We start from the raw sequence: 26,038 nt of genomic DNA, 5'->3' as shown, positions 1-26,038 counted from the left end.
CGGTCTGTACTGCTGTGAACAGTCAGAAGCCGGCTTTAGGTCCCACCCACCCCTTCGAGTCCTACCATACAAGCCGGCTTGCCGGCGATGGGCCGCAAAGCGGCCCTTTTCACTGCGCCGCTATGGTTCAGCCCATCACCTTGGACGCCAGCCAGAACAGGCCAGCCGCCAGGCCCATCGTCGCCGGCAGGGTCAATACCCAGGCCAGCAGGATGGTTTTCACTGTGCCGCCTTGCAGGCCGCTCTTGTTGGCAACCATGGTGCCGGCCACGCCGGACGACAACACGTGGGTAGTCGAAACCGGCAGGGCGAACACGTTGGCCATGCCAATGGCGCATGCTGCGGTGATCTGGGCCGACATGCCCTGGGCATAGGTCATGCCCTGTTTGCCGATCTTCTCGCCTACGGTCAGTACCACGCGTTTCCAGCCGACCATGGTGCCCAGGCCCAGAGCCAGGGCGACGGCAACGATTACCCAGAACGGGGCATATTCGGTGGTGGCGGTGAGGTCCTTGCGCAATTTGTCGAGGTCGGCCTTTTCACGCGCATCCAGCCCCGGCAGCTTGCCGACCTTCTTCGCCGTGTCATCCAGGCACAGCAGATAGCGGCGCACTTCCACGCGCTTGTCGGCTTCCAGGGCACGGTAATCGGTCACGCCCTGCAGCGAGGATTGCAGTGCGGCGATGGTGGGTTCGGTCTGCTGCGGGTTGCAACTGAACTGCTCCGGCAGGTCGCTGGCTTGCGCCTTGCCCAGTGCCAGGAACTCGCCCAGGGTGGCGGCGTTGCGCTGGTAGAACTGGCTCAGGTGCATCGTCGCGTCGCGGGTGCGCTCGATCTGGTAGGTGGTGCTGTTCAGGTCGAGCACGAACTTGGCCGGAACAATGCCGATCAGTACCAGCATGATCAGGCCGATGCCTTTCTGGCCATCGTTGGAGCCGTGTACGAAGCTCACGCCCATTGCCGAAATCACCAGCACCAGGCGGTTCCAGAAGGGTGGGTGCTTCTTGTCGTCGAGCTTGCGGCGCTGCTCTGGCGTCTTGTGCATCTTCGACAGCGGGCGCCACCATTTCAGGCCGAGCAGCAACAGCGCAGCCACAGCGAAGCCGGCCATGGGCGAAATGACCAGGGACATGGCGATGTCGATCGCCTTCTGCCAGTTGACGCCGTCACCCAAGGGAATGTCGCTGATCAGGGCATTGGCCAGGCCCACGCCAAGGATCGAACCGATCAAGGTGTGCGAGCTCGAGGCCGGGATGCCGAAATACCAGGTACCCAGGTTCCAGGTGATGGCCGCAGCCAGCAACGAGAAGACCATGGCCAGGCCATGCCCGGTGTTCACATTGATCAGCAGCTCGACCGGCAGCAGGTGAACGATGGCGTAAGCCACCCCGACACCGCCCAGCAGAACGCCAAGGAAGTTGAACACCCCGGAGAAGAACACGGCCAGGTGTGGTGGCATGGCTTTGGTATAGATGACGGTGGCTACCGCGTTGGCGGTGTCATGAAAGCCATTGATGAACTCGAATGCGAGCACGAAGGTCAGGGCGAGCAGCAGGCTCACCAATACCCAGGCATCCAGTCCGCTGAATAAATCGATCATGAAGGTTGTCTGGCGGTCATTTGGGGGGCGGGATTATGCCAGAAAACCTTGGCAATCGATGCACCCGCAGCTGACCGATGGCAGTCTTTTGATCGACTTCCAAACGTTGTCTTCCACGGAGTAATGCGTAGAAGGTTTCGCTAAAAATCACAAAAAACGCCGAATTTCGCCGTATTCCTGTAAACGGGAATGGCCATTCATGATTAAAACGACTGTATGAAATTTGTGTAATTCCATTTCATACTCGGCCTGTCGGTAACGATCGGTCCCGCGAGCGCCGCCCTCGACCGCCAATGCAATTGCCCGCGGCAAACGGCTCAGGTGTCTTCGTTGCGCAACTCTTTCTCCATCTTTTCCAGTTCCTGGTTGAAGGCCTGATCCTGGACCGTGGCCCGTTTGCGCCAAGGTTTGCGCTCCGGTTCCGGTTGAGCGGCGTAAGTGGTGACTTCACCACCGTAAACTTCCTTGTAACGTTCAGCCTGGCGCTCCAGTTCCGCGCGCAGTTCATCTTTCGTCACAGTAGTACCTGAATGTAAAAAGTGGCCGTTAGTGCGTGCACGTGCACGTTGCCCATGCACAGGGCGTGCTGGTCGTCGGATAAGGGTCAGGCCGTAAGTGCCTTGCCCGAATGCGGATCCGGGCCAGCCGACTGGATTATAGCAATCGATAAAACGCCAGACAGTGTTATTTACCCAGCCCTTACAACCGTCGTTCAAGTTGCGGGTAATGGCTGCTTGTGCAAAGTTTGAACGGCCGGCGCTTGGAAAGTTCGCTGCTGTTCAGATACCAGGCTGGGAAATAAAAACGGCCTCGCACAAAGGCGAGGCCGTTGCCTGGGGACTTCTACGGTGGGTACCTGACCAGTCTCTCCAAAGAAGCCACAAGTGGCAGAAGAAAGGTATAAGCAAACGTGTCAGCGGTCAATTGCGATTATCGGCCGTTTGTTCGATAATCGCACGAAGCAGCGATTTTTTTGAGGTGAGCGATGAGTGACGAAATCCCGGCCAACGAAACTGCCAGCCCAGAGTCGGTACGCCCGAGCGCCCCTGCCTTGGCGCCGCCAATCGTGGCCTCGCCAGCCAAGCGTATTCAGGCATTTACCGGTGACCCGGATTTCATGACTTCGCTGGCGCGGGGGCTTGCCGTGATCCAGGCATTCCAGGAGCGCAAGCGCCACCTGACCATCGCTCAGATCAGCCACCGCACCGAGATCCCGCGAGCGGCGGTGCGTCGTTGTTTGCATACGCTGATCAAGCTCGGCTATGCCACGACCGATGGGCGTACCTATTCGCTGCTGCCCAAGGTGCTGACCCTGGGTCATGCCTACCTTTCGTCGACGCCGCTGGCGATGTCGGCCCAGCCCTATCTGGACCGCATCAGCGATCAGTTGCACGAGGCTGCCAACATGGCCACCCTCGAAGGCGACGACATTCTTTATATAGCCCGTTCAGCCACTGTGGAGCGGTTGATATCGGTCGATCTGTCAGTCGGTGGGCGGCTGCCGGCCTACTGCACGTCGATGGGGCGCATTCTGTTGGCAGCGATGGACGACACCAGCTTGCGCGAGTACCTTGACCGCGCCGACCTCAAGGCCCGCACCAGCCGTACCTTGCATGATCCGGAGTCGCTGTTCGCTTGCATTCAGCAGGTGCGTGAGCAGGGCTGGTGCGTGGTCGACCAGGAACTGGAGCAGGGGCTGCGCTCGATTGCTGTGCCGATTTATGATGCGTCCGGGCAGGTGCTTGCGGCGTTGAATGTCAGTACCCATGTGGGGCGTGTAAGCCGAAGCGAGCTGGAGCAGCGCTTCTTGCCGATCCTGCTGGCATCCAGTCGCGATCTTTGTCATCAGTTGTTTGGCTGAAACACGTACAGCCCGTCTTGCCGTTGTGCACTGTTATCGAACATGCCAACCGTTTCCTGTTCGATAAACGCACAGTGTCGCTCTGGACGAATTGCGCGCCCTCCATTGGCTGATTAATGTCTCTCGCAGCGGTCGGCTGTGCCGACCGAACAAGAAAAACACAAGAGGCGCACATCATGACCACTGTCACTTCGCTGCTGCGGCCGCACCCGCACGCAGTACCGTTGTATCCAGGCTGAATCAGGCCGCATTTCATCGACTTTGAACCCTGTACCGGTTGCCCTTGTGCAGTGGCTCGACTGTGCCCAATTTCTGGATAACAACAATGAACAAGCCACAATCTGTCGGGAACTGCCTCGACGTTCAATCCTTCATCAATGAACAACCGCTGTCGCGCTACCAGTGGCGCGTGGTGATCCTTTGCTTCCTGATTGTCTTCCTCGACGGTCTGGATACTGCGGCCATGGGCTTTATCGCTCCGGCATTGTCCCAGGAATGGGGTATCGACCGCGCCAGCCTTGGCCCGGTGATGAGCGCCGCATTGATCGGGATGGTGTTCGGTGCCTTGGGGTCAGGGCCGCTGGCCGACCGCTTTGGCCGCAAGGTCGTGCTGGTAGGTGCGGTATTGGTGTTCGGTGGTTTCAGCCTGGCCTCGGCCTACGCCAGCAACGTCGACCAGTTGCTGATGCTGCGCTTTCTGACCGGCCTCGGGCTGGGTGCCGGTATGCCCAATGCCACCACACTGCTTTCCGAATACACCCCAGAGCGCCTCAAGTCACTGTTGGTGACCAGCATGTTCTGCGGTTTCAACCTGGGCATGGCCGGTGGTGGGTTCATTTCCGCGAAGATGATCCCGGCCTACGGCTGGCATAGCCTGTTGGTAGTGGGCGGTGTGCTGCCGCTGCTGCTGGTTGTGGTGCTGATGGTCTGGCTGCCTGAGTCGGCACGCTTTCTGGTTGTACGCAACCGCGGTACCGACAAGGTGCGCAAGACCCTGGCGCCGATTGCACCGGCCGTCGTAGCGCAGGCAGCCAGCTTCAGTGTGCCGGAACAGAAGGCTGTGGCCGCGCGTAACGTGTTCGCAGTGATCTTCTCCGGCACCTATGGCCTGGGTACGATGCTGCTGTGGCTGACCTACTTCATGGGCCTGGTCATCGTCTACCTGCTGACCAGCTGGCTGCCGACGCTGATGCGTGACAGCGGCGCAAGCATGGAGCAGGCCGCGTTCATCGGTGCGCTGTTCCAGTTCGGTGGCGTACTCAGTGCCGTGGCAGTAGGCTGGGCCATGGACCGTTACAACCCGCACAAGGTCATCGGTATCTTCTACTTGCTGGCTGGCGTGTTCGCTTATGCGGTAGGGCAGAGCCTGGGCAACATTACCGTGCTTGCCACTCTGGTGCTGGTAGCCGGGATGTGTGTGAACGGCGCGCAATCGGCCATGCCTTCGCTGGCGGCGCGGTTCTATCCGACCCAAGCGCGTGCCACCGGTGTTTCCTGGATGCTCGGCATCGGCCGCTTTGGCGCGATCCTCGGCGCCTGGAGTGGTGCGACCCTGCTTGGCCTGGGCTGGAACTTCGAGCAGGTGCTGACGGCATTGCTGGTGCCAGCTGCGCTGGCCACGGTAGGCGTGATCGTCAAAGGCCTGGTTAGCCACGCCGACGCGACCTGAACCTGCGCTGACGGGCCGCGTTGCGGCCCCTTGGGAGAGGGATGGCTGGGTGACAATATGTTCGATAAACGCACGGATAGTCGATTATCGGATTGTCAGCGACCCGCCACTCTCCTTAATCTGAGCCCAACGTAGCACCCTGAACCGAGGTCGACCTGGGTGCGCTGCGTGACTTTGAAACCCGCACCGCCGAGGCCCATGGCCCACTGGCAGGAGAAGCTTGATGCGCGACGTATTTATCTGTGACGCCATTCGCACCCCCATCGGCCGCTTCGGCGGCGCCCTGGCCGGCGTGCGTGCCGATGATCTGGCCGCTGTACCGCTCAAGGCGCTGATCGAGCGCAACCCGGGTGTGCAGTGGGATCAGGTCGACGAAGTGTTTTTTGGCTGTGCCAACCAGGCCGGTGAAGATAACCGCAACGTGGCACGCATGGCCCTGCTGCTGGCGGGCCTGCCCGAGAGTATTCCGGGCGTTACCCTGAACCGGCTGTGCGCCTCGGGTATGGACGCCATCGGTACTGCATTCCGTGCCATCGCCAGCGGCGAGATGGAGCTGGCCATTGCCGGCGGCGTCGAGTCCATGTCGCGCGCGCCGTTTGTCATGGGCAAAGCCGAAAGCGCTTACTCGCGCAACATGAAGCTTGAAGACACGACCATCGGCTGGCGCTTCATCAACCCGCTGATGAAGAGCCAGTACGGTGTGGACTCCATGCCTGAAACCGCTGATAACGTCGCAGACGATTACCAGGTTTCGCGTGCCGACCAGGATGCCTTCGCCCTGCGCAGCCAGCAGAAGGCCGCCGCAGCCCAGGCTGCCGGCTTCTTCGCCGAAGAAATCGTGCCTGTGCGTATCGCCCACAAGAAGGGCGAAACCATCGTCGAGCGCGATGAGCATCTGCGCCCGGAAACCACCCTTGAGGCACTGGCCAAGCTCAAACCGGTCAACGGCCCGGATAAGACGGTCACCGCTGGCAATGCCTCGGGCGTGAACGACGGTGCTGCGGCACTGATCCTGGCCTCGGCTGAAGCGGTGAAGAAGCACGGCCTGACCCCGCGTGCCCGTGTTCTGGGCATGGCCAGCGGCGGTGTAGCGCCACGAGTGATGGGCATTGGCCCAGTACCGGCGGTGCGCAAGCTGACCGAGCGCCTGGGTGTAGCCATGAGCGATTTCGATGTGATCGAGCTCAACGAAGCGTTTGCCAGCCAAGGCCTGGCGGTGCTGCGTGAGCTGGGCGTGGCCGATGATGCGCCGCAGGTGAACCCCAACGGCGGTGCGATTGCCCTGGGCCACCCGCTGGGCATGAGTGGTGCGCGCCTGGTGCTGACTGCACTGCACCAACTGGAGAAGAGCGGCGGGCGCAAGGGCTTGGCGACCATGTGTGTCGGTGTTGGCCAAGGTCTGGCGTTGGCCATCGAGCGGGTTTGACCTGTTCCGGCCTTTTCGCGGGACAAGCCCGTTCTCACAGGGGACCACGCCTCTCTTGTGGGCGCGGGCTTGGCCCGCGAAAAGGCCGGACTTATGCGACACAAGGCCAATAGCCAGCCCGGAAGCGGAACGAGTGTGTTACTAAGTGTGTCTAGACCTACTTAGCACACTCCAGGAGTAAAGCCGTCATGACCTCAACCTACTACACCGGTGAAGAGCGCAGTAAGCGCATCTTCGCCATCGTCGGTGCCTCTTCAGGCAACCTGGTGGAATGGTTCGACTTCTATGTCTACGCCTTCTGTGCAATCTATTTTGCGCCGGCCTTCTTCCCCTCTGACGACCCCACTGTTCAGTTGCTCAATACCGCGGGCGTGTTTGCCGCTGGCTTCCTGATGCGGCCAATCGGTGGCTGGATCTTCGGTCGCCTGGCGGACCGCCATGGCCGCAAGAATTCCCTGATGATCTCGGTGCTGATGATGTGTTTCGGCTCCTTGATGATTGCCTGTTTACCCACCTACTCGAGCATTGGCACCTGGGCCCCGGCATTGCTGTTGCTGGCCCGCTTGATTCAGGGCCTGTCGGTAGGCGGCGAGTACGGCACCACTGCGACCTACATGAGTGAGGTGGCGCTGCGTGGCCAGCGTGGTTTCTTTGCTTCCTTCCAGTACGTCACGCTGATCGGTGGCCAACTGCTTGCCGTGCTGGTGGTGGTGATCCTTCAACAACTGCTGACCGAAGACGAACTGCGCGCCTGGGGCTGGCGCATTCCGTTCGTGGTCGGCTCCATCGCTGCACTGATCTCGCTGATGCTGCGCCGCTCGCTGCACGAGACCAGCAGCGCCGAAACCCGCAAGGACAAGGACGCAGGTTCCATCAAAGGCCTGTTCCGCAACCACACGGCAGCCTTCATCACCGTGCTCGGCTATACCGCCGGTGGCTCGCTGATCTTCTACACCTTCACTACGTACATGCAGAAGTACCTGGTCAACACTGCGGGCATGACCGCGAAGAACGCCAGCTTCGTGATGACCGGCGCCTTGTTCCTGTACATGGTGATGCAGCCGTTCTTCGGCATGCTCTCCGACCGTATCGGCCGACGTAACTCGATGCTGCTGTTCGGTGCCTTGGGGACGCTGTTCACCGTGCCGTTGCTGATGGCGTTGAAGACCGTCAGCAGCCCGTTCATGGCCTTCGTACTGGTGACCCTGGCACTGTGCATCGTCAGTTTCTACACCTCGATCAGTGGCCTGGTGAAGGCTGAGATGTTCCCGCCGCAGGTGCGTGCGCTTGGGGTAGGCCTGGCTTACGCGGTAGCCAACGCAATGTTCGGCGGCTCGGCCGAGTATGTGGCCCTGGGCTTGAAAAGCCTGGGTATGGAGAACACCTTTTACTGGTACGTGACGGCGATGATGGCAATCGCGTTCCTGTTCAGCCTGCGTCTGCCGAAACAGGCGGCGTACCTGCACCATGATGATTAAGGACGTTGCATGAGCAACCTACTGTTCGACGCCTATTTCACCGCCCCGGCCATGCGCGAGATCTTTTCTGACCGCGGCCGTCTGCAGGGCATGCTCGATTTCGAAGCTGCCCTGGCCCGTGCCGAGGCTGCTGCCGGCCTGGTGCCGCACAGCGCGGTAGCGGCCATCGAGGCGGCCTGCCAGGCCGAGCGCTTTGACGTTCGCGCGCTCGCCGATGCCATTGCCACGGCAGGCAACTCGGCAATCCCGCTGGTCAAGGCGCTGGGCAAGGTGATCGCCAGTGGTGTTCCCGAGGCCGAACGCTATGTGCACTTGGGCGCCACCAGCCAGGACGCGATGGATACCGGGCTGGTGCTGCAGTTGCGTGATGCACTGGCGCTGATCGAGGCTGACCTCGCCACGCTGGCCGAAACCTTGTCGCGCCAGGCCCTGCTGCACGCCGACACACCGCTGGTGGGGCGTACCTGGCTGCAGCACGCCACCCCGGTGACTCTGGGCATGAAGCTTGCCGGCATACTGGGCGCCGTTACGCGCCACCGCCAACGGCTGCAGGAGCTGCGTCCGCGCTTGCTGGTGCTGCAGTTTGGTGGCGCTTCCGGCAGCCTGGCGGCCTTGGGCAGCAAAGCGCTGCCGGTCGCCGAGGGCCTGGCCGCTCAGTTGCAACTGACCTTGCCCGAGCAACCCTGGCACACCCAGCGCGACCGCCTGGTGGAATTCGCCTCGGTGCTGGGCCTTATTGCCGGTAGCCTGGGCAAGCTGGGCCGCGATGTCAGCCTGCTGATGCAGACCGAGGCGGGCGAGGTGTTCGAGCCTTCCGCGCCTGGCAAGGGTGGGTCGTCGACCATGCCGCACAAGCGCAACCCGGTGGGCGCTGCAGTGCTGATCGGTGCCGCCACCCGGGTGCCGGGGCTGCTATCGACGCTTTACGCAGCCATGCCCCAGGAGCACGAGCGCAGCCTCGGCCTGTGGCATGCCGAGTGGGAAACACTGCCGGAGATCTGCTGCCTGGTTTCAGGCGCCTTGCGTCAGGCCCAGGTGATCGTCGAAGGCATGGAGGTGGACGCCGAGCGCATGCGCCGTAACCTCGACCTGACCCAGGGCCTGGTGCTGGCCGAGGCGGTGAGCATCGTCCTGGCCCAACGCCTTGGCCGCGACCGCGCCCATCACTTGCTCGAACAATGCTGCCAGCGCGCCGTGGCCGAACAGCGCCATTTGCGCGCTGTGCTGGGCGACGAGCCGCAGGTGACCGCCGAACTGACTGAACAAGAGCTAGACCGTCTGCTCGACCCTGCCCATTACCTTGGCCAGGCCCGCGTCTGGGTGGCGCGCGCCGTGGCTGAACATCAACGTTTCACTGCCTGAAGGAGACCGCTGTGGCGCATTTGCAACTGGCCGATGGCGTACTGAACTATCGACTCGATGGCCCGGACGATGCCCCGGTGCTGGTGCTGTCCAACTCCCTGGGGACTGACCTGGGCATGTGGGACAGTCAGATTCCGCTGTGGAGCGAGCACTTGCGTGTACTGCGTTACGACACTCGCGGTCACGGCGCTTCGCTGGTCACCGATGGCCCATACAGCATCGGGCAACTGGGCGGCGATGTGCTGGCGCTGCTCGATGCACTGGATATCCGGCATGCCCACTTCGTCGGCTTGTCCATGGGTGGCCTGATCGGCCAGTGGCTGGGTATCAATGCGGGCGAGCGTCTGCACAGCCTGACCCTGTGCAATACCGCGGCCAAGATCGCCAATGACGAAGTGTGGAATACCCGCATCGACATGGTGCTCAAAGGCGGCCAGCAGGCCATGGCCGACCTGCGCGACGCCTCGATCGCTCGCTGGTTCACCCCCGCGTTTGCCCAGGCCCAACCTGAGCAGGCGCAGCGCATCTGCCAGATGCTCGCGCAGACCTCTCCACAGGGCTACGCCGCCAACTGCGCGGCAGTACGCGACGCCGATTACCGTGAGCAACTCGGCCGTATCCAGGTGCCTACGTTGGTCGTTGCCGGTACCGAGGACGTGGTGACCACGCCGGAACATGGCCGCTTCATGCAGGCCGCGATCATCGGTGCCACCTATGCCGAATTCCCGGCAGCGCACCTTTCCAATGTCGAGATCGGCGAGGCGTTCAGCCTTCGCGTGCTTGACTTCCTGCTGGCTCGCTGAGGAATCTGCCATGGATGAGAAACAACGTTACGACGCCGGCATGCAAGTACGCCGCGCAGTACTCGGCGATGCCCACGTGGATCGCAGCCTGGAGAAACTCAACGACTTCAATGGCGAGTTCCAGGAAATGATCACTCGCCATGCCTGGGGTGATATCTGGACCCGCCCAGGCCTGCCACGGCACACGCGTAGCCTGATCACCATCGCCATGCTGATCGGCATGAACCGCAACGATGAACTCAAGCTGCACCTGCGCGCGGCGGCCAACAACGGCGTGACCCGTGAAGAGATCAAGGAAGTGCTGATGCAGAGCGCTATCTACTGTGGTATTCCAGCAGCCAATGCCACCTTCCACCTGGCAGAATCGGTGTGGGATGAGTTGGGTGTAGAGTCTCGTCAACAGTCGTGAAGCTCACGCACCTGTAGGAGCGGCCTTGTGTCGCGAAAGGGCCGCAAAGCGGCCCCATCAATTTCAGCGACGCTGCAACCATCCTGGGGCCGCTTCGCAGCCCTTTCGCGACACAAGGCCGCTCCTACGCAGAGCGCAGCGCCACCGGCCCGGCATTGGCCTCAACTGCATGCTTGAGCGCCGGGCACATTCCCAGCATGAACGCCGCCTCCGCCACCACGAACAGCGGCCCGATGATCAGCCCGCTGATATCGTCGACGAACGCTGGCTTGCGGCCTTCGTAGTAATGCCCGACGAACTGGATGATCCAGCCCACCACAAATGCCCCTGCCCCAGCACTGAGCCACAGCGCGGTGCTTTGCAGCGCCAGTGCCTGGCCAACCCACAGGCACAGCCCCAGCAGCAAGCCCATCACCAGCCCGAAACGCAGGTCCAGGCGCAGGTAGAACCACACCGACGCTGCCGCTGCCACAAGGGCAGGGGACAGCCAGATCCCGGCGACGTCCCAGCCCGGGCGCGACAGCAGGATGGTCACGGCCAGCACGATCAGCGGAATGCCGACGAAGTGGGTAGCGATATTGCGTGGGTCGCGGTGGTAGCTGGCGTATTGGCTCAGGTGTTCAACGAGGTTTTTCATTGTTGTTCCTCCCTGGGTGGCCTGTTTGCATGGTGTAGCCTGTGCCGCACTGTTGGCGGGCACAGGCCACTCATACTGCTCAGGATAGCCTGTGGCGCACCACCATCATCAGCTTAGCGAATGGTGGCAGTGCGCATGGCTGATGGCCGGTGAGATCACAACAGGTTCAACGGATAACTCACGATCAAGCGGTTCTCATCGAACGCGTTGGTGCTGAAGTCCCTGCGCATGGTGGAGTTGCGCCATTTCAGCGAAAGGTCCTTGAATGACCCCGACTGCACCACGTAGGCCAGTTCGGTTTCCCGCGCCCATTCCTTGCCGTCGTCGATGCTGCCAGAGGTGACATTGTCGCCCTTGATGTAGCGGTTCATCAGGGTCAGGCCGGGGATACCGACAGTGACGAAGTTGAAGTCATGGCGCACCTGCCAGGAACGTTCCTTGGCATTGTCGAAGCTGGAGTTGTAGCTGTCGTTGGCCAGGGTGCCACCGCTGGTGCCGTTGACCCGCAACCAGGCATCGTCGCCACTGACTTTCTGCAGGCCGACGTAGAAGGTGTTGCCCTTGTAGCGTGCCGAGAGCATGGCCGAGGCCGTGCGGTTGTCGAGCTGGCCTGCGCGTTCGGCCCCGTCTTCTTTGCCGATGAAATAGCCGAGGTTGGCGCCCAGGGTCCATTCGCCCAGCGGCTGGCTATGCACCAGGTTGATGTATTGCTGACGGTAGATGTCCTTGAGCTGGGCATCCCACAGGCCGATCATCGTGCGCTTGTCGTTGAAGGTATATTCGCCACCGCCGAAGTTGAAACGATCGGAGGTGAACGCCGCCCGCCCATTGAGCGACATGTCTTCCATGCTGGCGTCGTTGCGCGGGCTGTTGGCGCGGAACTGGCCCGCGTACAGGGTCAGGCCCTCGATTTCTTTCGAGGTGAGCTGGCCGCCGCGGAAGGTCTGCGGCAGCGAGCGGCCGTCATCCGAGCGCAGAATCGGCAGCACGGGCATCCATTCGCCTACTTTCAGTTCGGTCTGCGACAGCTTGGCTTTCAGTGCGACGCCCAGGCGGCCGAAGTCGTCGGCGGGCCGGCCGTCATCGTGGACCGGTAGCAGGTTGGTATTGGTGGTGCCCTTACCGCCGTCGAGCTTGACCGAATACATGCCCAGTACATCCACGCCGAAACCTACGACGCCCTGGGTGAAGCCGGAGCGGGCATCGAGGATGAAGCTTTGCGTCCATTCCTCTCCCTTGGCTTGGGAGTGAGCCGGGTCGACGAAGTTGCGGTTGATGTAGAAGTTGCGCAGGTTGAGGGTGGCCTTGGCGTCCTCCATGAAACCGCCTTCGGCGGCCAATGCGGGGAGGGCACAGGACATGGCCAACAGGCCGGGCAGCAGCTGGCGTGCGGGGTGCGAAATGCTCATCTGTCGTGGATCTCTTGTTTTTATTGGCGAACCGGTGCGCTGCAGAGTGCAGCTTGCAGGGCGGGTCTTTTTGTCAAATTGGCAACGTGTTGCTGGAGAGGATGGTGCGGGGAGGGCAGCAGTGAGGCAATTCGTCGCAAGCGGAAGCGGGCGATAATCGAACGGAATGTTCCAGTTGGTTAATTATTTGTCAGGCAGCGTTGTGCGCAACAAAAAACCCACCGCGAGGGGTGGGTTTTTGTGTTTACCTGAACAGTCAGCTCTTCGGTGTTGCCGCCGATGCCTGCTGATTGGCCTGCCCGGTCTGCTCGTACCAGCCACCGCCGAGCGCTTTGTACAGGTTGACCTCGCTGGTCAGCTGCGACAGGCGATCGGTGATCAGCGACTGCTGTGCACTGAACAGGTTGCGCTGGGCGTCGAGGAAGGTCAGGTTGCTGTCGATACCGATGCGGTAACGGCGTTCGGCCAGGCGGTAGTAATCCTGGTTCGCCTGCACCAGGTCACGTTGCGCCTGCAACTGCTCTTCGAAGGTCTTGCGTGCCGCCAGGCCATCGGAGACTTCCTGGAAGGCGGTCTGGATGGTCTTTTCATACTTGGCGACGTTGATGTCCTTCTGGATCTTCGAGTAGTCCAGGCTCGCCTTCAGACTGCCGGCATTGAAGATCGGCAGGTTGATCTGCGGCTGGAACAGCCAGGTCCCCGAACCACCTTTGAACAGCCCGTCCATGTCCGGGCTCAGGGTGCCGGCGTTGGCGGTCAGGCTGATGCTCGGGAAGAACGCTGCTCGCGCTGCGCCAATGTTGGCGTTGGCGGCCTTGAGCAGGTGTTCGGCTTCCTGGATGTCCGGGCGGCGCTGGAGGATGTCCGACGGCAGGCCAGCCGGCACTTCCGCCAGCTGGTCGGCATCGAGCTCCAGCGGCTTGGGCAGGTTGGCCGGGATGCCGGTACCCACCAGCACGGCCAGGCTGTTGAGGTCCTGGGCGACAAGGCGCTGATACTGCGAATACTTGACCCGTGCCCCTTCCACGGCGGTGCGCGCCTGGCTGAGGTCGAGCGCCGAAGCCACACCGACTTCGTTGCTGCGGCGGGTCAGGTTGTAGCTTTCCTCGTAGGTCTTGAGCGTCTCTTCGGTCAGCTTGAACAGTGCCTGGTCGGCCTGCCAGGTGTAGTAGGCGTTGGCCACGCTGGCCACCAGGGCGATCTGCGTGGAGCGACGCGCCTGCTCACTGGACAGGTAGGTTTCCAGGGCCTGCTCGGTCAGGCTGCGTACGCGGCCGAACAGGTCCAGCTCGTAGGCGCTGACGCCCAGCGTGGCCGAGTACTGGCTGGTGATGTTGGCCTCACCGGTTGTCGACAGGTCCGCCGGGACGCGCTGGCGGCTGCCGCTGCCGGTGGCTGAAACCGCCGGGAACAGGTCGGCGCGCTGGATGCGGTACTGCGCGCGGTAGGCGTCGAGGTTCAGTGCCGCCACGCGCAGGTCACGGTTGTTCACCAGCGAAGTCTGGATCAGCTGCTGCAGTGCCGGGTCGTGGAAGAACTGGCGCCAGCCCTGTTCGGCGGCGGCCACGTCGGCCGACTCGGTCGGCGAGTACGCAGGGCCTTGCGGCCACTGCGCTGCCACCGGTGCTTCCGGCGTCTGGTAATCAGGGATCAGCGAGCAGCCGCCGAGAATGAAAGCGGTTACCGCCAGGGACAACAAAGACTTGGTCATTGCCCAGCCTCATAACGTGGAGTTTCAGGGGTGGCGTCCTGTTCCGGCTTTTTGCTGCCGAACAGCGACGACACTGCGACGAAGAACAGCGGTACCCAGAAGATGGCCAGCACGGTCGCACTGATCATGCCGCCGATTACCCCGGTACCGATGGCATGCTGGCTGCCCGCGCCAGCGCCGCTGGAAATGGTCAACGGTACCACGCCGAGGATGAATGCCAGCGAGGTCATGATGATCGGGCGCAGACGCATGCGGCATGCCTCGATCGCTGCGTCATACAGGCTCTTGCCTTGTTCGTGCAGTTCCTTGGCGAATTCCACGATCAGGATCGCGTTCTTCGCCGCCAGGCCGATGGTGGTCAACAGGCCTACCAGGAAGTACACGTCATTGGACAGGCCGCGCAGGCTGGTGGCGATCAGCGCACCGATGATGCCCAGTGGAACGACCAGCACGACGGCGATCGGGATCGACCAGCTTTCATACAGTGCTGCCAGGCACAGGAACACGAACAGGACCGAGAGGGCGAACAGTGCCGGCATCTGCGAGCCGGAGAGCTTTTCCTCGTAGGACATGCCGGTCCAGGAGTAGCCGATGCCGTCCGGCAGTTCGCCAGCGATCCGCTCCACCTCGGCCATGGCTTCACCGGTACTGTAGCCTGGGGCCGGTGCACCGAGAATCTCCATTGCCTCGACACCGTTGTAGCGCGACAGCTTGGGCGAACCGTAGGTCCATTCACCTGTGGCGAAGGAGGAGAACGGCACCATCTCGCCTGCACCGTTGCGCACGTACCACTTCTGCAGGTCTTCCGGGCTCATCCGGGCGTTCGGTTCGCCCTGGATGTACACCTTCTTGACCCGGCCGCGGTCGATGAAGTCGTTGACGTAGCTGGCACCCAAGGCAATCGACAGGGTGTTGTTGATGTCGGAGATGGTCACGCCCAGGGCGCTGGCACGTTCGTCATCAATGGTCAGCTGGTACTGCGGCTCATCGTTCAGGCCGTTCGGACGCACGGCGCTGAGCACCTTGCTCTGGGCAGCCTTGGCCAGGAACTGGTTGCGCGCTTCCATGAGTTTCGCATGGCCGACGCCACCACGATCCTGCAGGAATACGTCGAAGCCGGTGGCGTTACCCAACTCCAGTACCGCAGGCGGAGCAAAGGCGAACACCATCGCATCACGGAAGCTGAAGAAGTGCTGCTGGGCACGCTCGGCCAGGCCGAACACGCTGTTCTCCTTGGAGCGTTCGTCCCACGGCTTGAGCATGATGAACGCCATGCCCGAGCTTTGCCCGCGACCGGCGAAGTTGAAGCCGTTGACGGTGAACACCGACGACACGGTATCGGCTTCGTCCTCGAGCAGGTACTCACGCATCTGGTCAATCACCACCTGGGTGCGCTCGGCACTGGAACCGGCCGGTGTCTGCACCTGGGCGAACAGTACGCCCTGGTCTTCCTCGGGCAGGAACGCGGTAGGGATGCGGGCGAACAGCCAGATCATGCCGACGACGATCAAGGCGTAGCCCAGCAGGAACGGCACCTTGTTGCGCAGGATGGTACCCACGCTGCGCTCGTAGCCGTTCACGCTGCGGTCGAAGTTGCGGTTGAACCAGCCGAAGAAGCCACCTTTGGCCACATGGTGCTCGCCCTTTTTAAGCGGCTTGAGCATGGTGGCGCACAGCGCCGGGGTGAAGATCAGTGCCACCAGCACCGACAGGCCCATGGCCGAGACGATGGTGATGGAGAATTGCCGGTAGATCACACCCGTGGAACCGCCGAAGAAGGCCATCGGCAGCAGCACTGCCGACAGCACCAGGGCGATACCCACCAGCGCGCCCTGGATCTGCTCCATCGACCGCTTGGTCGCCTCTTTGGGCGGCAAGCCTTCCTCGGACATGACCCGTTCGACGTTCTCCACCACGACGATGGCGTCGTCCACCAGCAAGCCGATGGCCAGGACCATGGCGAACATGGTCAGGGTGTTGATGCTGAAGCCCGCGGCGGCAAGGATGCCGAAGGTGCCCAGCAATACCACCGGTACGGTCATGGTGGTAATGATGGTGGCGCGGAAGTTCTGCAGGAACAGGTACATCACCAGGAATACCAGGACCACGGCTTCGATCAGGGTGTGTATGACCCCGCTGATCGATTCGGTGACCACCGGCGTGGTGTCATACGGGAACACCGCCTTGACCCCTGGCGGGAAGAACGGCTCCAGGTCGCTGATGGTCTTGCGCAGGGCCGTGGCGGTATCCAGGGCGTTGGCGCCGGTCGCCAGCTTGACCGCAAGGCCCGAGGCCGGCTTGCCGTTGAACTGGGCGCTGATGGCGTAGTTTTCGCCGCCCAGGCCGACCTGGGCAACATCGCGCAAGCGAACCTGCGAGCCATCGCTGTTGACCTTGAGCAGGATATTTTCGAACTGCTCGGCGGTCTGCAGGCGAGTCTTGCCGATGATGGTGGCGTTCAGCTGGGTGCCGGGTATGGCAGGCAGGCCGCCGAGCTGGCCGGACGACACCTGCACGTTCTGCGCGGCGACCGCGGTCTTGACGTCGACCGGAGTCAGCTGGAACTTGTTCAGCTTGGCCGGATCGAGCCAGATACGCATGGCGTACTGTGCACCGAACACCTGGAAGTCACCGACACCTGCCGTGCGCGAAATCGAGTCCTGCATGTTGGAAACGATGTAGTTGGCAAGGTCATCCTTGGTCATGCTGCCGTCTTCGGACACCAGGCCGATCACCATCAGGAAGTTCTTCACTGCCTTGGTGACGCGGATACCTTGCTGCTGTACTTCCTGCGGCAGCAGTGGGGTGGCCAGGTTCAGCTTGTTCTGTACCTGAACCTGCGCGGTATCAGGGTTGGTGCCCTGCTCGAAGGTGGCGGTGATGGTCATGCTGCCGTCGGAGTTGCTCTCCGAGGACACATAACGCAGGTTGTCGATACCGTTGAGCTGCTGCTCGATCACCTGCACCACGGTGTCCTGCACGGTTTGCGCCGAGGCGCCCGGGTAGGTCACGGAGATGGCGATGGCCGGCGGCGCGATGCTTGGGTACTGGTTGATCGGCAGCTTCAGGATCGACAAAGCGCCGACCAGCATGATCACCAAGGCGATCACCCAGGCGAAGATCGGGCGATCGATAAAGAACTTCGACATGGTTTACTCCGCTTTGGCGTCTGCTTTGGCCGCGCTGGCCTGATCAGGGCTGCCCGGTTTCTTGACGTTGGTGGCATCGCTGACCTTGACCTCGACACCCGGGCGCACGTACTGCAGGCCCTCGGTGATCAGGCGGTCGCCCGGGTTCAGGCCTTCTTCGATCAGCCAGTCGCTGCCCAGGGTGCGGCTGGCCTTGAGCTGGCGCAGTTCGACCTTGTTCTCCTGGTTGACTACCAGCGCGGTCGGTGCACCCTTCAGGTCACGGGTCACGCCTTGCTGCGGGGCCAGGATGGCATTGCTGTTGACCCCGGCCTTGAGCCGCGCGTGCACGAACATGCCGGGCAGCAGGGTGTGATCAGGGTTGGGGAAGATGGCGCGCAAGGTCACCGAACCTGTGGTCTCGTCGACCGCCACTTCGGAGAACTCCAGGCGACCTTCCTGCTTGAACAGGCTGCCGTCTTCCAGCACCAGCTGGACGGACGCGGCGTTGTCGCCGGACTTCTGCAGCTGCCCGCTTTCCAGGTCACGGCGCAGCTTGAGCAGCTCGGCGGTGGACTGGGTGACATCGACGTAGATCGGGTCGAGTTGCTGGATGGTGGCCATGGCATTGGTCTGGCCATTGCTCACCAGCGCACCTTCAGTGAACGACGAGCGACCGATACGACCGCTGATCGGCGCCAGTACCTTGGTATAGCGCAGATCGATCTGGGCACTTTTGAGCGCTGCTTCGGCCTGCAATCGTTTGGCATTGGCGTCGTCGTATTCCTGCTTGGACACCGCCTGTTCGTCTATCAGCTGCTTGTAGCGCTCGGCCAGCGAGCGGGTAGCCTGGAGGTTGGCCTGGGCGTTGGCCAGGGTGGCCTCGTATACGGCAGGGTCGATCTGGTACAGCTGCTGACCGGCCTTGACGTCGCTGCCTTCCTTGAACAGGCGCTTGAGAATGATGCCATTGACCTGAGGGCGCACTTCGGCAATGCGATAGGCGCTGGTGCGCCCCGGCAGCTCGGTGGTCAAGGTGAAGGCCTGGGGCTGGATTGTCACGACGCCGACCAGAGGAGCCTGTGCTGCGGGCGCGGCTTCTTCTTTGTTACAGCCACTTAGCAGAGTTGCCAGGGCGACGGCGGAAACCAGAGCGGTAACGGCTGGCTTGAATTGCATGAGGATCCTCGGGTCGCTAGAGCAGGGAGACGCTCAAGAGTAATGGAAGAGTCTTGTCAGAAAAAATGCTATCAGGTGGATAAATAGCTTACTAACGAATATACTTACATTCATGGTTGTTTGTAAATACCGTTGGGTAGTACTTGGCTACTATCCGGCCCCTTGATTAGCCCATCCGGAGGCACCCTTCAGAGGTGACCCCGGCGGATTCCCCGCAAGCAACGTGCCTGCGGGCCCAGATGAGGTTGTACTGCCATGGTCCGTCGAACCAAAGAAGAAGCCCAGGAAACCCGAACCCAGATCATCGAGGCGGCGGAAAAGGCTTTCTACAAGCGTGGGGTTGCGCGAACCACCCTGGCTGACATCGCCGAACTGGCGGGCGTGACCCGCGGTGCTATCTACTGGCATTTCAACAATAAGGCGGAGTTGGTGCAGGCGCTGCTCGACAGCCTGCACGAAACCCATGACCACTTGGCGCGTGCCAGTGAAAGCGAGGACGAACTGGACCCACTCGGCTGCATGCGCAAGCTGCTGCTGCAAGTGTTCAACGGGCTGGTGCTCGATGCCCGGACCCGGCGTATCAATGAGATCTTGCATCACAAGTGCGAGTTCACCGATGACATGTGTGAAATTCGCCAGCAGCGCCAAAGTGCGGTGCTGGATTGCCATGAGGGCATTACCCTGGCGTTGGCCAATGCCGTGCGCCGTGAACAGTTGCCGGCCGGGCTGGATGTAGAACGGGCAGCCGTGGCCCTGTTTGCCTATGTCGATGGCCTGATCGGGCGCTGGTTGCTACTGCCAGACAGCGTCGATCTGCTGCGCGATGCCGAAAAATGGGTGGACACCGGGCTGGATATGCTGCGCTGGAGCCCTGCCTTGCGCAATTGACACTTTGTTAAGGATTGTGAGGGAGTGTTTTCCCTGAGCATTAAGGGATGATTAAAACCTAAGGTGCTCCCCTAGCGCCCACGCAACTGCCGGTCCGGCAATGCCACTGCCGCCACCAGCCCCAGCAGCGCCACCGTGGCGCTGCCCAGCAACAGGTGCCTGAAGGTTTCCAGCAATCGTGCCTGGGTTGCAGGATCCGCTTCCCCAGCCTGCAGGCTCCCCAGCAACGGATTACCCGCCAATTCGAACCCCCCCTGATGCAGCAGTGCCAGCAGTACGCTGGACATGCAGGCCACGCCCATGGCGCCGCCAAGTGAGCGGAACAGATTGGTCGTGCTGGTGGCCACGCCGATGTCCTTGCTATCCACAGCGCTCTGGGTGCCTACCAGCGATGTCGGGAACTGCAGCCCACAGGCGATGCCTGTGAACAACATGAAAAGCGCACTGAGTACGCCCGACTGCGGTGGGGTGATGGCCATGGCGAAGATCGCCACCGGCATCAGCAACGCACCGGCGAGGATCTGCGGCTTGTAGCGGCCAGTGAAGCTGGTCATGCGCCCGCCGGTGAATGCACCGATGGGCAGGCCGATGGCCAAGGGCAGCAGGTGCAGCGCGGCGCTGTCGGCCCCGGCCCCGGTGATGCCCTGGTAGCGCAGGGGCATCAGCATGGTCAGAGAGATCGATTGGAAACTGGCGAAGAAAATCACCGCCCAGCACAGCACGGCCACCCGGTTGCCGAACAGCCCCAGTGGCAGCAACGGTTCCTGGCAACGACGTTCATGCCCGATGAACAAGGCTGTGCCAAGCCCGGCACAGGCGAACAGGGCCATCACGGCAGGCGCAGTCCAGGCGTGGCCCTGGCCGACCAGGGTAATGCCCAGCAGCAGGCTGCCCAGGCCAAGGATCAACAACACCGCCCCCACATAGTCCACCTGGGCCTGGCGGCGTTGCACGGGCATGCCCTCCAGGGCGCGTTGGATGGCCCACAGGGCGGCCAGGCCCAAGGGCAGGTTGATCCAGAACACCCAGCGCCACGACAGGTATTCGGTCAGCCAGCCACCCAGTACCGGCCCAGCCACGCTGGCTGCGGCATACATGCTGCTGAAATAGCCCTGGTAGCGGCCACGCTCTCGGGGTGGTACGAAGTCGCCAATGATCGCCTGGCTCACCGAAACCATGCCGCCCGCACCGATACCCTGCAGCACCCGCGCCAGCACCAGCTGCTGCATGTCCTGGGCCAGGGCGCAGGCGATGGAGGCCAGGGTGAACAGGCTGATGCCGGTAAGGATCATGCGGCGGCGCCCATACAGGTCCCCCAGCTTGCCGTAGATCGGCACTGCCACGGTCATCGCCACCATGTAGCCCGATATCACCCAGGCCAGCAGCCCGACGTCATTGAACCGGGCGGAGATGGCAGGCAGTGAAACGGCGACGATGGTCTGGTCGAGGGCGCCAAGGAAGATGGCCAGCATCAACGCGGTGAGGACGCTGCGCAGGGCGGTCGGGGGCAGTGCGGCGGTCACGGAGGGGCACCTTGTTTGAAAGACAGCAGTGGCTTTGCTGGCCCACGAGCGGGCCGGCACCAATACCGCGATTGTAACCTGACTTAGGTAGCTACCTATGTACTATCAGCATCGCCCATGCAAGATCGGCATTGGCGCATTCATCCAGTGCTGCATGGCTGCGTGATATCGTGCATGGACCGCAGAGCCTTGAATCCGCGGGTCGCACCAGCTTGGTGCAGCATGATGTCGCAGGATTCCAGTGCCGCTGTATCCCACACCTTTTATTCCTCTGCCTGCATGTCGAGCATGAGCGCCCCGATGGCGACGGTTGGAACAGGTCAGGTAGACCCGATTCAGGGGTCGGTAGCAACCGTTCAATTTCACGTATAAGCGGAGTGATCATGCCCAAGGCTTCCCATCAAGATCTGCGTTTTGCCTTCCGCGAGCTGCTCGCTTCAGGTTCCTGCTATCACACGGCCTCCGTGTTCGACCCGATGTCGGCGCGTATTGCCGCTGACCTGGGCTTCGAAGTCGGCATTCTCGGCGGGTCGGTCGCCTCGCTGCAGGTGCTGGCCGCACCAGACTTCGCCCTTATCACACTGAGTGAGTTCGTCGAGCAGGCTACCCGCATCGGCCGTGTGGCCCAGCTGCCGGTGCTCGCCGATGCCGACCACGGTTATGGCAATGCGCTGAACGTCATGCGCACGGTCATCGAACTGGAACGCGCCGGTGTGGCTGCGCTCACTATCGAAGACACGCTGCTGCCGGCCCAGTTCGGGCGCAAGTCCACCGACCTGATCCCGGTCGAAGAGGGCGTTGGCAAGATCCGTGCGGCGCTGGAGGCCCGGGTCGACTCGTCGCTCTCGATCATCGCCCGCACTAACGCCGGCGTGCTCAGCACCGAAGAAATCATCGTGCGCACCCAGAGCTACCAGAAGGCCGGTGCCGATGCTATCTGCATGGTGGGTGTCAAAGACTTCGAGCAACTGGAGCAGATCGCCGAGCACCTCAGCGTGCCGCTGATGCTGGTGACCTATGCCAACCCGAACCTGCGCGACGATGAGCGCCTGGCACGCCTTGGCGTACGGATCGTGGTCGATGGCCACGCCGCCTACTTTGCCGCGATCAAGGCCACTTATGACTGCCTGCGCCTGCAGCGCGGCCAGCAGAACAAGTCGGAAAACCTCACGGCCACCGAGCTGTCGCACACCTACACCCAGCCTGAGGACTACATCCGCTGGGCCAAGGAATACATGAGCGTCGACGAGTGACCGGCATTGCGCCGTTCGGCTCAGCGGACGGCGCTCAAGGTGGCGGTGTGCGGCACGCAGTGCGCCTGCTCGCAACTGGCTGCCGCGTTGGGCTGGCTGCGTAGCAGCTCGGCGCGCCAGCAGGCGGAGCCGTAAAGCCCGACGGCTGCAGTCATTGCCATGACAAGGGCGACTCTTCTTGATTTGATGCCCATGGTGCTCACCTCCTGTTGCAAAAACAGGTGATACCTCAAGCATAGGTCAATCACAGGTGGACGCTTGACGCAACAGCCCGGTTGCGCGGCAGTTCACAACAAATCTTTATCCCACTCCGGTTCGTCCCTGAACCGCTGCGCCAGAAAATCCAGCATGCTGCGCAAGGTCGCCGGCATATGCTTGCGTGATGTGTACACCGCATTCAGGTTCAGCTCCTGCGGGCGTGCATCAGGCAGCAGGCGCACCAGTTCGCCTGTACGCAGGGCCGCGGCAGCCTGGTAAGTCGGCAGCATGGCGACCCCCGCACCGGCCAGTGCCGCCTTCTGCAGGGTCATGGCCTCGTTGGCACTGATATTACCTTCGACCGGGACAGTGATCGGCTGGCCGCCCACTTCGAAATGCCAGACGCTGTGGCCGAAGTAGGCATGAGTAAGGCAATTGTGCTGGCTCAGTTCCTCGACCCGTTGCGGGGTGCCATGCTCATGCAAGTAGGCGGGTGCCGCGCAGACGACTGAGCGGCATACAGTGAGGCGCCGGGCGATGAGGTTCGGGTCCAGGTCGTTGCTGGTGCGGATGGCCAGGTCGATGCGCTCGTCCACCAGGTTGACCGTGCGATCAAGCATCTGCAGCTCGACTCTCACCCCAGGGTAGCGGCGCACATACGCGGCAACCGCATCCACCAGTTGTGCCTGGCCGAATGAGGTACTGACGCTGATGCGCAGGGCGCCACGGGGCGCATCCGCCGGTTGCTGCACGGCGGCCTGCAGGTCGCCGGCCAGTTCCAGCAGATGCCGGCAGCGGGGCAGGGTCTCCAGGCCAGCGGCGGTCAGGCTCAATTTGCGCGTGGTGCGCTGCATCAAGCGCGCGCCAACCCAGTCCTCCAGCTCGGCGAGGTAGCGCGAGACCACCGGGCGGGACAGCTGCAGTTGATCGGCCGCCGCCGACTGGCTGCCCAGGTCGACGACGGTGACAAAAACGCGCATCGCGTTCAAACGGTCCATGATTTGCCCGATTTCAGAAACAAACTATGTTCGAGCATCGCATTTTTTGTCATGGATCGGGCAACTAAGCTGTTGATCATTCTTCTCGCGGACGGTCACAGAGCATGTCGATATACACTCCCTTGCGCAGCCTGGTGCTGGCATGTGTCGCCCTGGCTGGCCAGGCCCAGGCTGCCGAGCCGTTGCAACTGGACATTTACAACCCAGGCCATGAGGCCATCTTCCCGGTCAGCTCGGTAATCGTCAGTGGCGAAAAGGACGCCATCCTGGTCGACGCCCAGTTCGGCAAGGCCCAGGCCGAACAGCTGGTGCAACGCCTGCGTGCTGGCGGCAAACACCTGACGACCATCTACATCAGCCATGGCGACCCGGACTACTACTTCGGCCTCGACACCCTGACCCAGGCCTTCCCTGAGGCCAGCGTGGTTGCGTCGGCCGCCACCGTTGCCCATATCCGCCAGACCATGGATGCCAAGCTGGCTTACTGGGGCCCGCAGATGGGCTCCGACAAACCGGCGTGGCTGGTGGTGCCACAGGTGCTCGATGGCAATCGCCTGATGCTGGAGGAGCAGCCGCTCGAAGTCATGGGGCTGGATGGCCCGCAACCTGAGCGCAGTTTTGTCTGGATTCCGTCGATCAAGGCGGTGGTGGGTGGGGTGGTGGTCTCCGAAAACATCCATGTCTGGATGGCCGATACCCAGTCAGCCAAGTCGCATGCGGATTGGCTTGGCACGCTCAAGCATATCGAGCAGCTGTCACCGCGTACTGTCGTGGCCGGCCACTACTTGGGGCAGAGCGATCATTCGCTCGATGCCGTGCATTTCACGGCGAGCTACATCCAGGCGTTCGATGTTGAAGCGGCCAAGGCCAAAGACGCCGATGGGCTGATCGGCGCAATGAAGAAGCGTTACCCGGGCCTGGCCGACGAGAGCTCGCTGGAGCTCGGTGCCAAGGTCGCCAAGGGCGAGATGAAGTGGTAATTCCATTCAACTGAAGGAGTGTTCCTCATGAGCAAGATCGCAATCATCGGTGCTACTGGCCGCGCTGGCAGCCAACTGCTGGAAGAGGCGTTGCGCCGCGGGCACAGTGTGCTCGCCATTGCCCGCGACCCTTCGACACTGCAGGGGCGCGCGGGCGTGACCGTGCAGGCGCTCGACGTCAAGGACAGCGCGGCGCTGCACAAGGCGCTGGCGGGTGTGGAGGCGGTGCTGAGCGCTGCGCATTTTTCGACCATCGAGCCGCATGCGATCATCGAGCCGGTCAAGCGTGCGGGCGTCAAACGCCTGTTGGTGGTCGGGGGCGCCGGCAGCCTGCTGTTGCCTTCCGGGCATCGGGTCATCGACAGCCCGGACTTTCCCGAGGCTTACAAGGCCGAGGCCAGCGCCGGTGTACGCTTTCTTGAGGTGCTGCGCCAGGAACAGAACCTGGACTGGACCTTCCTGTCGCCGTCGGCTGAGTTCGTCGAAGGGGAGCGGACAGGGCATTACACCTTGGGCAAGGACCACCTGCTGATCGGCGCCGATGGCAAGAGCTGGATTACCTTTGCCGACTACGCCATTGCCATGCTCGATGAACTGGAGAAACCGGCGCATTCGCGGCAGCGGTTTACCGTCGGTTACTGAGCCTCGGCACGGCCCTCCAGCCAGTCCATCAGCTCGGCCAGCCCTGCTGGCAAGCTTTTGGACTGGCAGGCCAGGTAATAGGCTTTGCCGGTGGTCACCTTCAACCCGAAGGGCATGCACAAACGCCCGCCGCGCAGGTCATCGCCAATCAATGCCCAATCGCCAATGGCAACCCCAGTGCCCTGGGATGCCATGGCCATGGCCATGTCCAGCGTCTCGAAGTGCTGCTTCGGCCCGTGCAGGTCGAGTGACGCACCGGCCGCTTGCAGCCACAGGCGCCAGTCATGCTCATCCCGCGATGGGTGCAGCAGCATATGGCGCGCCAGGTCCTCGACCTGCTTCAGTGGTAAAGGCCCAGCCAGTAACGATGGCGCGCAGACGGGCGTGAGTTGCTCATCGAACAGCTTGCGCACCCGCAGCCCATGATTGGGCAAGCTGCCATAGACCACCGCCGCATCGAACCCTTCGCGCCGAAAATCCACGCCATGTTGCACCGTGGTGGTCAGCTCTACCGGCACATCCGGGCGCAGTGCCTGCCATTCCATCAGGCGCGGCAACAGCCAGCGCATCACGCAGGTCGGCGCCTTGAGCTGCAAGGTCGCGCTGCGCCCGCCCACCTCGCGCACACCCTGTTCGATCAAGGCGAACACCTGTTGCACGCGCGGCAGCCAGTCCTGGCCTTCACGCGTCAGGCTCAGGCCGCGGGCCTGGCGTTGGAACAGGGCATACCCCAGGTGCTCTTCGAGCCCGGCGATCTGCCGGCTGACGGCGCCCTGGGTGATATGCAACTGCTGTGCGGCACGGGTGAAGTTGCAGTGCTGAGCGGTGATCAGGAAGGTGTGCAGAGCGGAAAGCGGTGGAAGGCGTTTCATCGCGCAAGCCAT

At 62.2% G+C, this 26,038-nt stretch carries 22 protein-coding genes; 11 read left to right on the top strand and 11 right to left on the bottom strand.

The genetic code is table 11. The features are described 5' to 3' along the window. Positions 1-127: 127 nt before the first annotated feature. Together EGJ09_RS14805 and EGJ09_RS14800 are read right to left on the bottom strand one after the other, a co-directional pair. Positions 128-1,600: an inorganic phosphate transporter gene (locus EGJ09_RS14805; protein ID WP_046784907.1), complete on the bottom strand. Its 1,473-nt coding sequence runs from the start codon at positions 1,598-1,600 to the stop codon at positions 128-130. Positions 1,601-1,917: 317 nt separating this feature from the next. Then, positions 1,918-2,118, bottom strand: coding sequence for a hypothetical protein (locus EGJ09_RS14800; protein WP_012312935.1), 201 nt, complete (start codon positions 2,116-2,118; stop codon positions 1,918-1,920). Positions 2,119-2,585: 467 nt separating this feature from the next. Between EGJ09_RS14800 and pcaR the strand changes: the two genes are divergently transcribed. The 7 genes from pcaR to pcaC all read left to right on the top strand — a co-directional run bounded on the left by pcaR (position 2,586) and on the right by pcaC (position 10,608). Continuing rightward, complete coding sequence (pcaR, locus tag EGJ09_RS14795) at positions 2,586-3,461, top strand: pca regulon transcriptional regulator PcaR (protein WP_046784908.1); 876 nt, start codon at positions 2,586-2,588, stop codon at positions 3,459-3,461. 325 nt (positions 3,462-3,786) lie between these two features. Beyond that, complete coding sequence (locus EGJ09_RS14790; protein ID WP_039602158.1) at positions 3,787-5,130, top strand: MFS transporter; 1,344 nt, start codon at positions 3,787-3,789, stop codon at positions 5,128-5,130. A gap of 220 nt (positions 5,131-5,350) precedes the next feature. Continuing rightward, positions 5,351-6,556: a 3-oxoadipyl-CoA thiolase gene (gene pcaF, locus EGJ09_RS14785; protein ID WP_177433159.1), complete on the top strand. Its 1,206-nt coding sequence runs from the start codon at positions 5,351-5,353 to the stop codon at positions 6,554-6,556. 188 nt (positions 6,557-6,744) lie between these two features. After that, positions 6,745-8,034, top strand: a complete 1,290-nt coding sequence (locus EGJ09_RS14780) for an MFS family transporter (RefSeq protein ID WP_012312939.1) — start codon at positions 6,745-6,747, stop codon at positions 8,032-8,034. 9 nt (positions 8,035-8,043) lie between these two features. Further along, the gene (locus EGJ09_RS14775; protein ID WP_125924260.1) at positions 8,044-9,396 is read left to right on the top strand and encodes a 3-carboxy-cis,cis-muconate cycloisomerase; all 1,353 of its coding nucleotides are present in this window, start codon (positions 8,044-8,046) and stop codon (positions 9,394-9,396) included. 11 nt (positions 9,397-9,407) lie between these two features. After that, the gene (gene pcaD / locus EGJ09_RS14770; RefSeq protein ID WP_125924259.1) at positions 9,408-10,199 is read left to right on the top strand and encodes a 3-oxoadipate enol-lactonase; all 792 of its coding nucleotides are present in this window, start codon (positions 9,408-9,410) and stop codon (positions 10,197-10,199) included. A gap of 10 nt (positions 10,200-10,209) precedes the next feature. After that, complete coding sequence (pcaC, locus tag EGJ09_RS14765; RefSeq protein ID WP_012312942.1) at positions 10,210-10,608, top strand: 4-carboxymuconolactone decarboxylase; 399 nt, start codon at positions 10,210-10,212, stop codon at positions 10,606-10,608. A 124-nt stretch (positions 10,609-10,732) separates the two neighbouring features. On the opposite strand, the gene EGJ09_RS14760 is transcribed toward pcaC, so the two are convergent. The 5 genes from EGJ09_RS14760 to ttgA all read right to left on the bottom strand — a co-directional run bounded on the left by EGJ09_RS14760 (position 10,733) and on the right by ttgA (position 18,672). Then, complete coding sequence (locus EGJ09_RS14760; protein WP_046784915.1) at positions 10,733-11,245, bottom strand: DUF962 domain-containing protein; 513 nt, start codon at positions 11,243-11,245, stop codon at positions 10,733-10,735. Between the two features lie 155 nt (positions 11,246-11,400). Beyond that, positions 11,401-12,654 carry an OprD family porin gene (locus tag EGJ09_RS14755; protein WP_125924258.1) on the bottom strand — a complete coding sequence of 418 codons (1,254 nt, stop codon included), beginning with the start codon at positions 12,652-12,654 and terminating at the stop codon, positions 11,401-11,403. A 256-nt stretch (positions 12,655-12,910) separates the two neighbouring features. Further along, positions 12,911-14,365 (bottom strand): AdeC/AdeK/OprM family multidrug efflux complex outer membrane factor, encoded by a 1,455-nt coding sequence (locus tag EGJ09_RS14750; RefSeq protein WP_046784917.1) that lies wholly within the window; start codon positions 14,363-14,365, stop codon positions 12,911-12,913. After that, positions 14,362-17,514, bottom strand: coding sequence for a multidrug efflux RND transporter permease subunit TtgB (gene ttgB / locus EGJ09_RS14745; RefSeq protein WP_046784918.1), 3,153 nt, complete (start codon positions 17,512-17,514; stop codon positions 14,362-14,364). The genes EGJ09_RS14750 and ttgB overlap by 4 nt, the downstream gene beginning before the upstream one ends. Before the next feature lie 3 nt (positions 17,515-17,517). Beyond that, a complete protein-coding gene (ttgA, locus tag EGJ09_RS14740) occupies positions 17,518-18,672 on the bottom strand; it encodes a toluene efflux RND transporter periplasmic adaptor subunit TtgA (RefSeq protein ID WP_046784919.1) in 1,155 nt (384 codons plus the stop codon). A 255-nt stretch (positions 18,673-18,927) separates the two neighbouring features. Here ttgA and ttgR point away from each other — a divergent pair, with 255 nt between their 5' ends. Then, on the top strand, positions 18,928-19,560 hold the full coding sequence (gene ttgR, locus EGJ09_RS14735; protein WP_046784920.1) for an efflux transport transcriptional regulator TtgR: 633 nt from the start codon (positions 18,928-18,930) through the stop codon (positions 19,558-19,560). Positions 19,561-19,631: 71 nt separating this feature from the next. Here the strand turns inward: ttgR and EGJ09_RS14730 are convergent, their stop codons facing one another. After that, the gene (locus EGJ09_RS14730) at positions 19,632-21,083 is read right to left on the bottom strand and encodes an MDR family MFS transporter (protein ID WP_125924257.1); all 1,452 of its coding nucleotides are present in this window, start codon (positions 21,081-21,083) and stop codon (positions 19,632-19,634) included. A gap of 383 nt (positions 21,084-21,466) precedes the next feature. On the opposite strand from EGJ09_RS14730, the gene EGJ09_RS14725 reads away from it, so the two are divergent. Further along, the gene (locus EGJ09_RS14725) at positions 21,467-22,336 is read left to right on the top strand and encodes an oxaloacetate decarboxylase (RefSeq protein WP_046784922.1); all 870 of its coding nucleotides are present in this window, start codon (positions 21,467-21,469) and stop codon (positions 22,334-22,336) included. A 20-nt stretch (positions 22,337-22,356) separates the two neighbouring features. Here the strand turns inward: EGJ09_RS14725 and EGJ09_RS26580 are convergent, their stop codons facing one another. After that, a complete protein-coding gene (locus EGJ09_RS26580; protein ID WP_168216568.1) occupies positions 22,357-22,497 on the bottom strand; it encodes a hypothetical protein in 141 nt (46 codons plus the stop codon). Positions 22,498-22,623: 126 nt separating this feature from the next. Then, positions 22,624-23,532 carry a LysR family transcriptional regulator gene (locus EGJ09_RS14720; RefSeq protein WP_115273676.1) on the bottom strand — a complete coding sequence of 303 codons (909 nt, stop codon included), beginning with the start codon at positions 23,530-23,532 and terminating at the stop codon, positions 22,624-22,626. A gap of 104 nt (positions 23,533-23,636) precedes the next feature. Between EGJ09_RS14720 and EGJ09_RS14715 the strand changes: the two genes are divergently transcribed. After that, positions 23,637-24,512, top strand: a complete 876-nt coding sequence (locus EGJ09_RS14715) for an MBL fold metallo-hydrolase (protein ID WP_125924256.1) — start codon at positions 23,637-23,639, stop codon at positions 24,510-24,512. Positions 24,513-24,539: 27 nt separating this feature from the next. Then, complete coding sequence (locus EGJ09_RS14710; protein ID WP_125924255.1) at positions 24,540-25,154, top strand: NAD(P)-dependent oxidoreductase; 615 nt, start codon at positions 24,540-24,542, stop codon at positions 25,152-25,154. On the opposite strand, the gene EGJ09_RS14705 is transcribed toward EGJ09_RS14710, so the two are convergent. Next, complete coding sequence (locus EGJ09_RS14705) at positions 25,148-26,026, bottom strand: LysR substrate-binding domain-containing protein (RefSeq protein ID WP_125924254.1); 879 nt, start codon at positions 26,024-26,026, stop codon at positions 25,148-25,150. The genes EGJ09_RS14710 and EGJ09_RS14705 overlap by 7 nt on opposite strands. Positions 26,027-26,038 lie beyond the last annotated feature (12 nt).

The sequence above is a fragment of the Pseudomonas sp. p106 genome (genome assembly GCF_003936645.1).
GTDB classification, from domain to species: domain Bacteria; phylum Pseudomonadota; class Gammaproteobacteria; order Pseudomonadales; family Pseudomonadaceae; genus Aquipseudomonas; species Aquipseudomonas putida_E.
The sequence above is the reverse complement of the archived record's forward strand: the minus strand, read 5'-3'. Positions and strand labels throughout refer to the sequence as shown.

Excerpts from the sequence above, each read along its gene's own strand:
- EGJ09_RS14805 (WP_046784907.1), bottom strand. The coding sequence starts at position 1,600 with ATGATCGATTTATTCAGCGGACTGGATGCCTGGGTATTGGTGAGCCTG.
- pcaR (WP_046784908.1), top strand. The coding sequence starts at position 2,586 with ATGAGTGACGAAATCCCGGCCAACGAAACTGCCAGCCCAGAGTCGGTA.
- EGJ09_RS14790 (WP_039602158.1), top strand. The coding sequence starts at position 3,787 with ATGAACAAGCCACAATCTGTCGGGAACTGCCTCGACGTTCAATCCTTC.
- EGJ09_RS14780 (WP_012312939.1), top strand. The coding sequence starts at position 6,745 with ATGACCTCAACCTACTACACCGGTGAAGAGCGCAGTAAGCGCATCTTC.
- EGJ09_RS14775 (WP_125924260.1), top strand. The coding sequence starts at position 8,044 with ATGAGCAACCTACTGTTCGACGCCTATTTCACCGCCCCGGCCATGCGC.
- pcaC (WP_012312942.1), top strand. The coding sequence starts at position 10,210 with ATGGATGAGAAACAACGTTACGACGCCGGCATGCAAGTACGCCGCGCA.
- EGJ09_RS14760 (WP_046784915.1), bottom strand. The coding sequence starts at position 11,245 with ATGAAAAACCTCGTTGAACACCTGAGCCAATACGCCAGCTACCACCGC.
- EGJ09_RS14755 (WP_125924258.1), bottom strand. The coding sequence starts at position 12,654 with ATGAGCATTTCGCACCCCGCACGCCAGCTGCTGCCCGGCCTGTTGGCC.
- EGJ09_RS14750 (WP_046784917.1), bottom strand. The coding sequence starts at position 14,365 with ATGACCAAGTCTTTGTTGTCCCTGGCGGTAACCGCTTTCATTCTCGGC.
- ttgB (WP_046784918.1), bottom strand. The coding sequence starts at position 17,514 with ATGTCGAAGTTCTTTATCGATCGCCCGATCTTCGCCTGGGTGATCGCC.
- ttgA (WP_046784919.1), bottom strand. The coding sequence starts at position 18,672 with ATGCAATTCAAGCCAGCCGTTACCGCTCTGGTTTCCGCCGTCGCCCTG.
- ttgR (WP_046784920.1), top strand. The coding sequence starts at position 18,928 with ATGGTCCGTCGAACCAAAGAAGAAGCCCAGGAAACCCGAACCCAGATC.
- EGJ09_RS14725 (WP_046784922.1), top strand. The coding sequence starts at position 21,467 with ATGCCCAAGGCTTCCCATCAAGATCTGCGTTTTGCCTTCCGCGAGCTG.
- EGJ09_RS26580 (WP_168216568.1), bottom strand. The coding sequence starts at position 22,497 with ATGGCAATGACTGCAGCCGTCGGGCTTTACGGCTCCGCCTGCTGGCGC.
- EGJ09_RS14720 (WP_115273676.1), bottom strand. The coding sequence starts at position 23,532 with ATGGACCGTTTGAACGCGATGCGCGTTTTTGTCACCGTCGTCGACCTG.
- EGJ09_RS14715 (WP_125924256.1), top strand. The coding sequence starts at position 23,637 with ATGTCGATATACACTCCCTTGCGCAGCCTGGTGCTGGCATGTGTCGCC.
- EGJ09_RS14710 (WP_125924255.1), top strand. The coding sequence starts at position 24,540 with ATGAGCAAGATCGCAATCATCGGTGCTACTGGCCGCGCTGGCAGCCAA.
- EGJ09_RS14705 (WP_125924254.1), bottom strand. The coding sequence starts at position 26,026 with ATGAAACGCCTTCCACCGCTTTCCGCTCTGCACACCTTCCTGATCACC.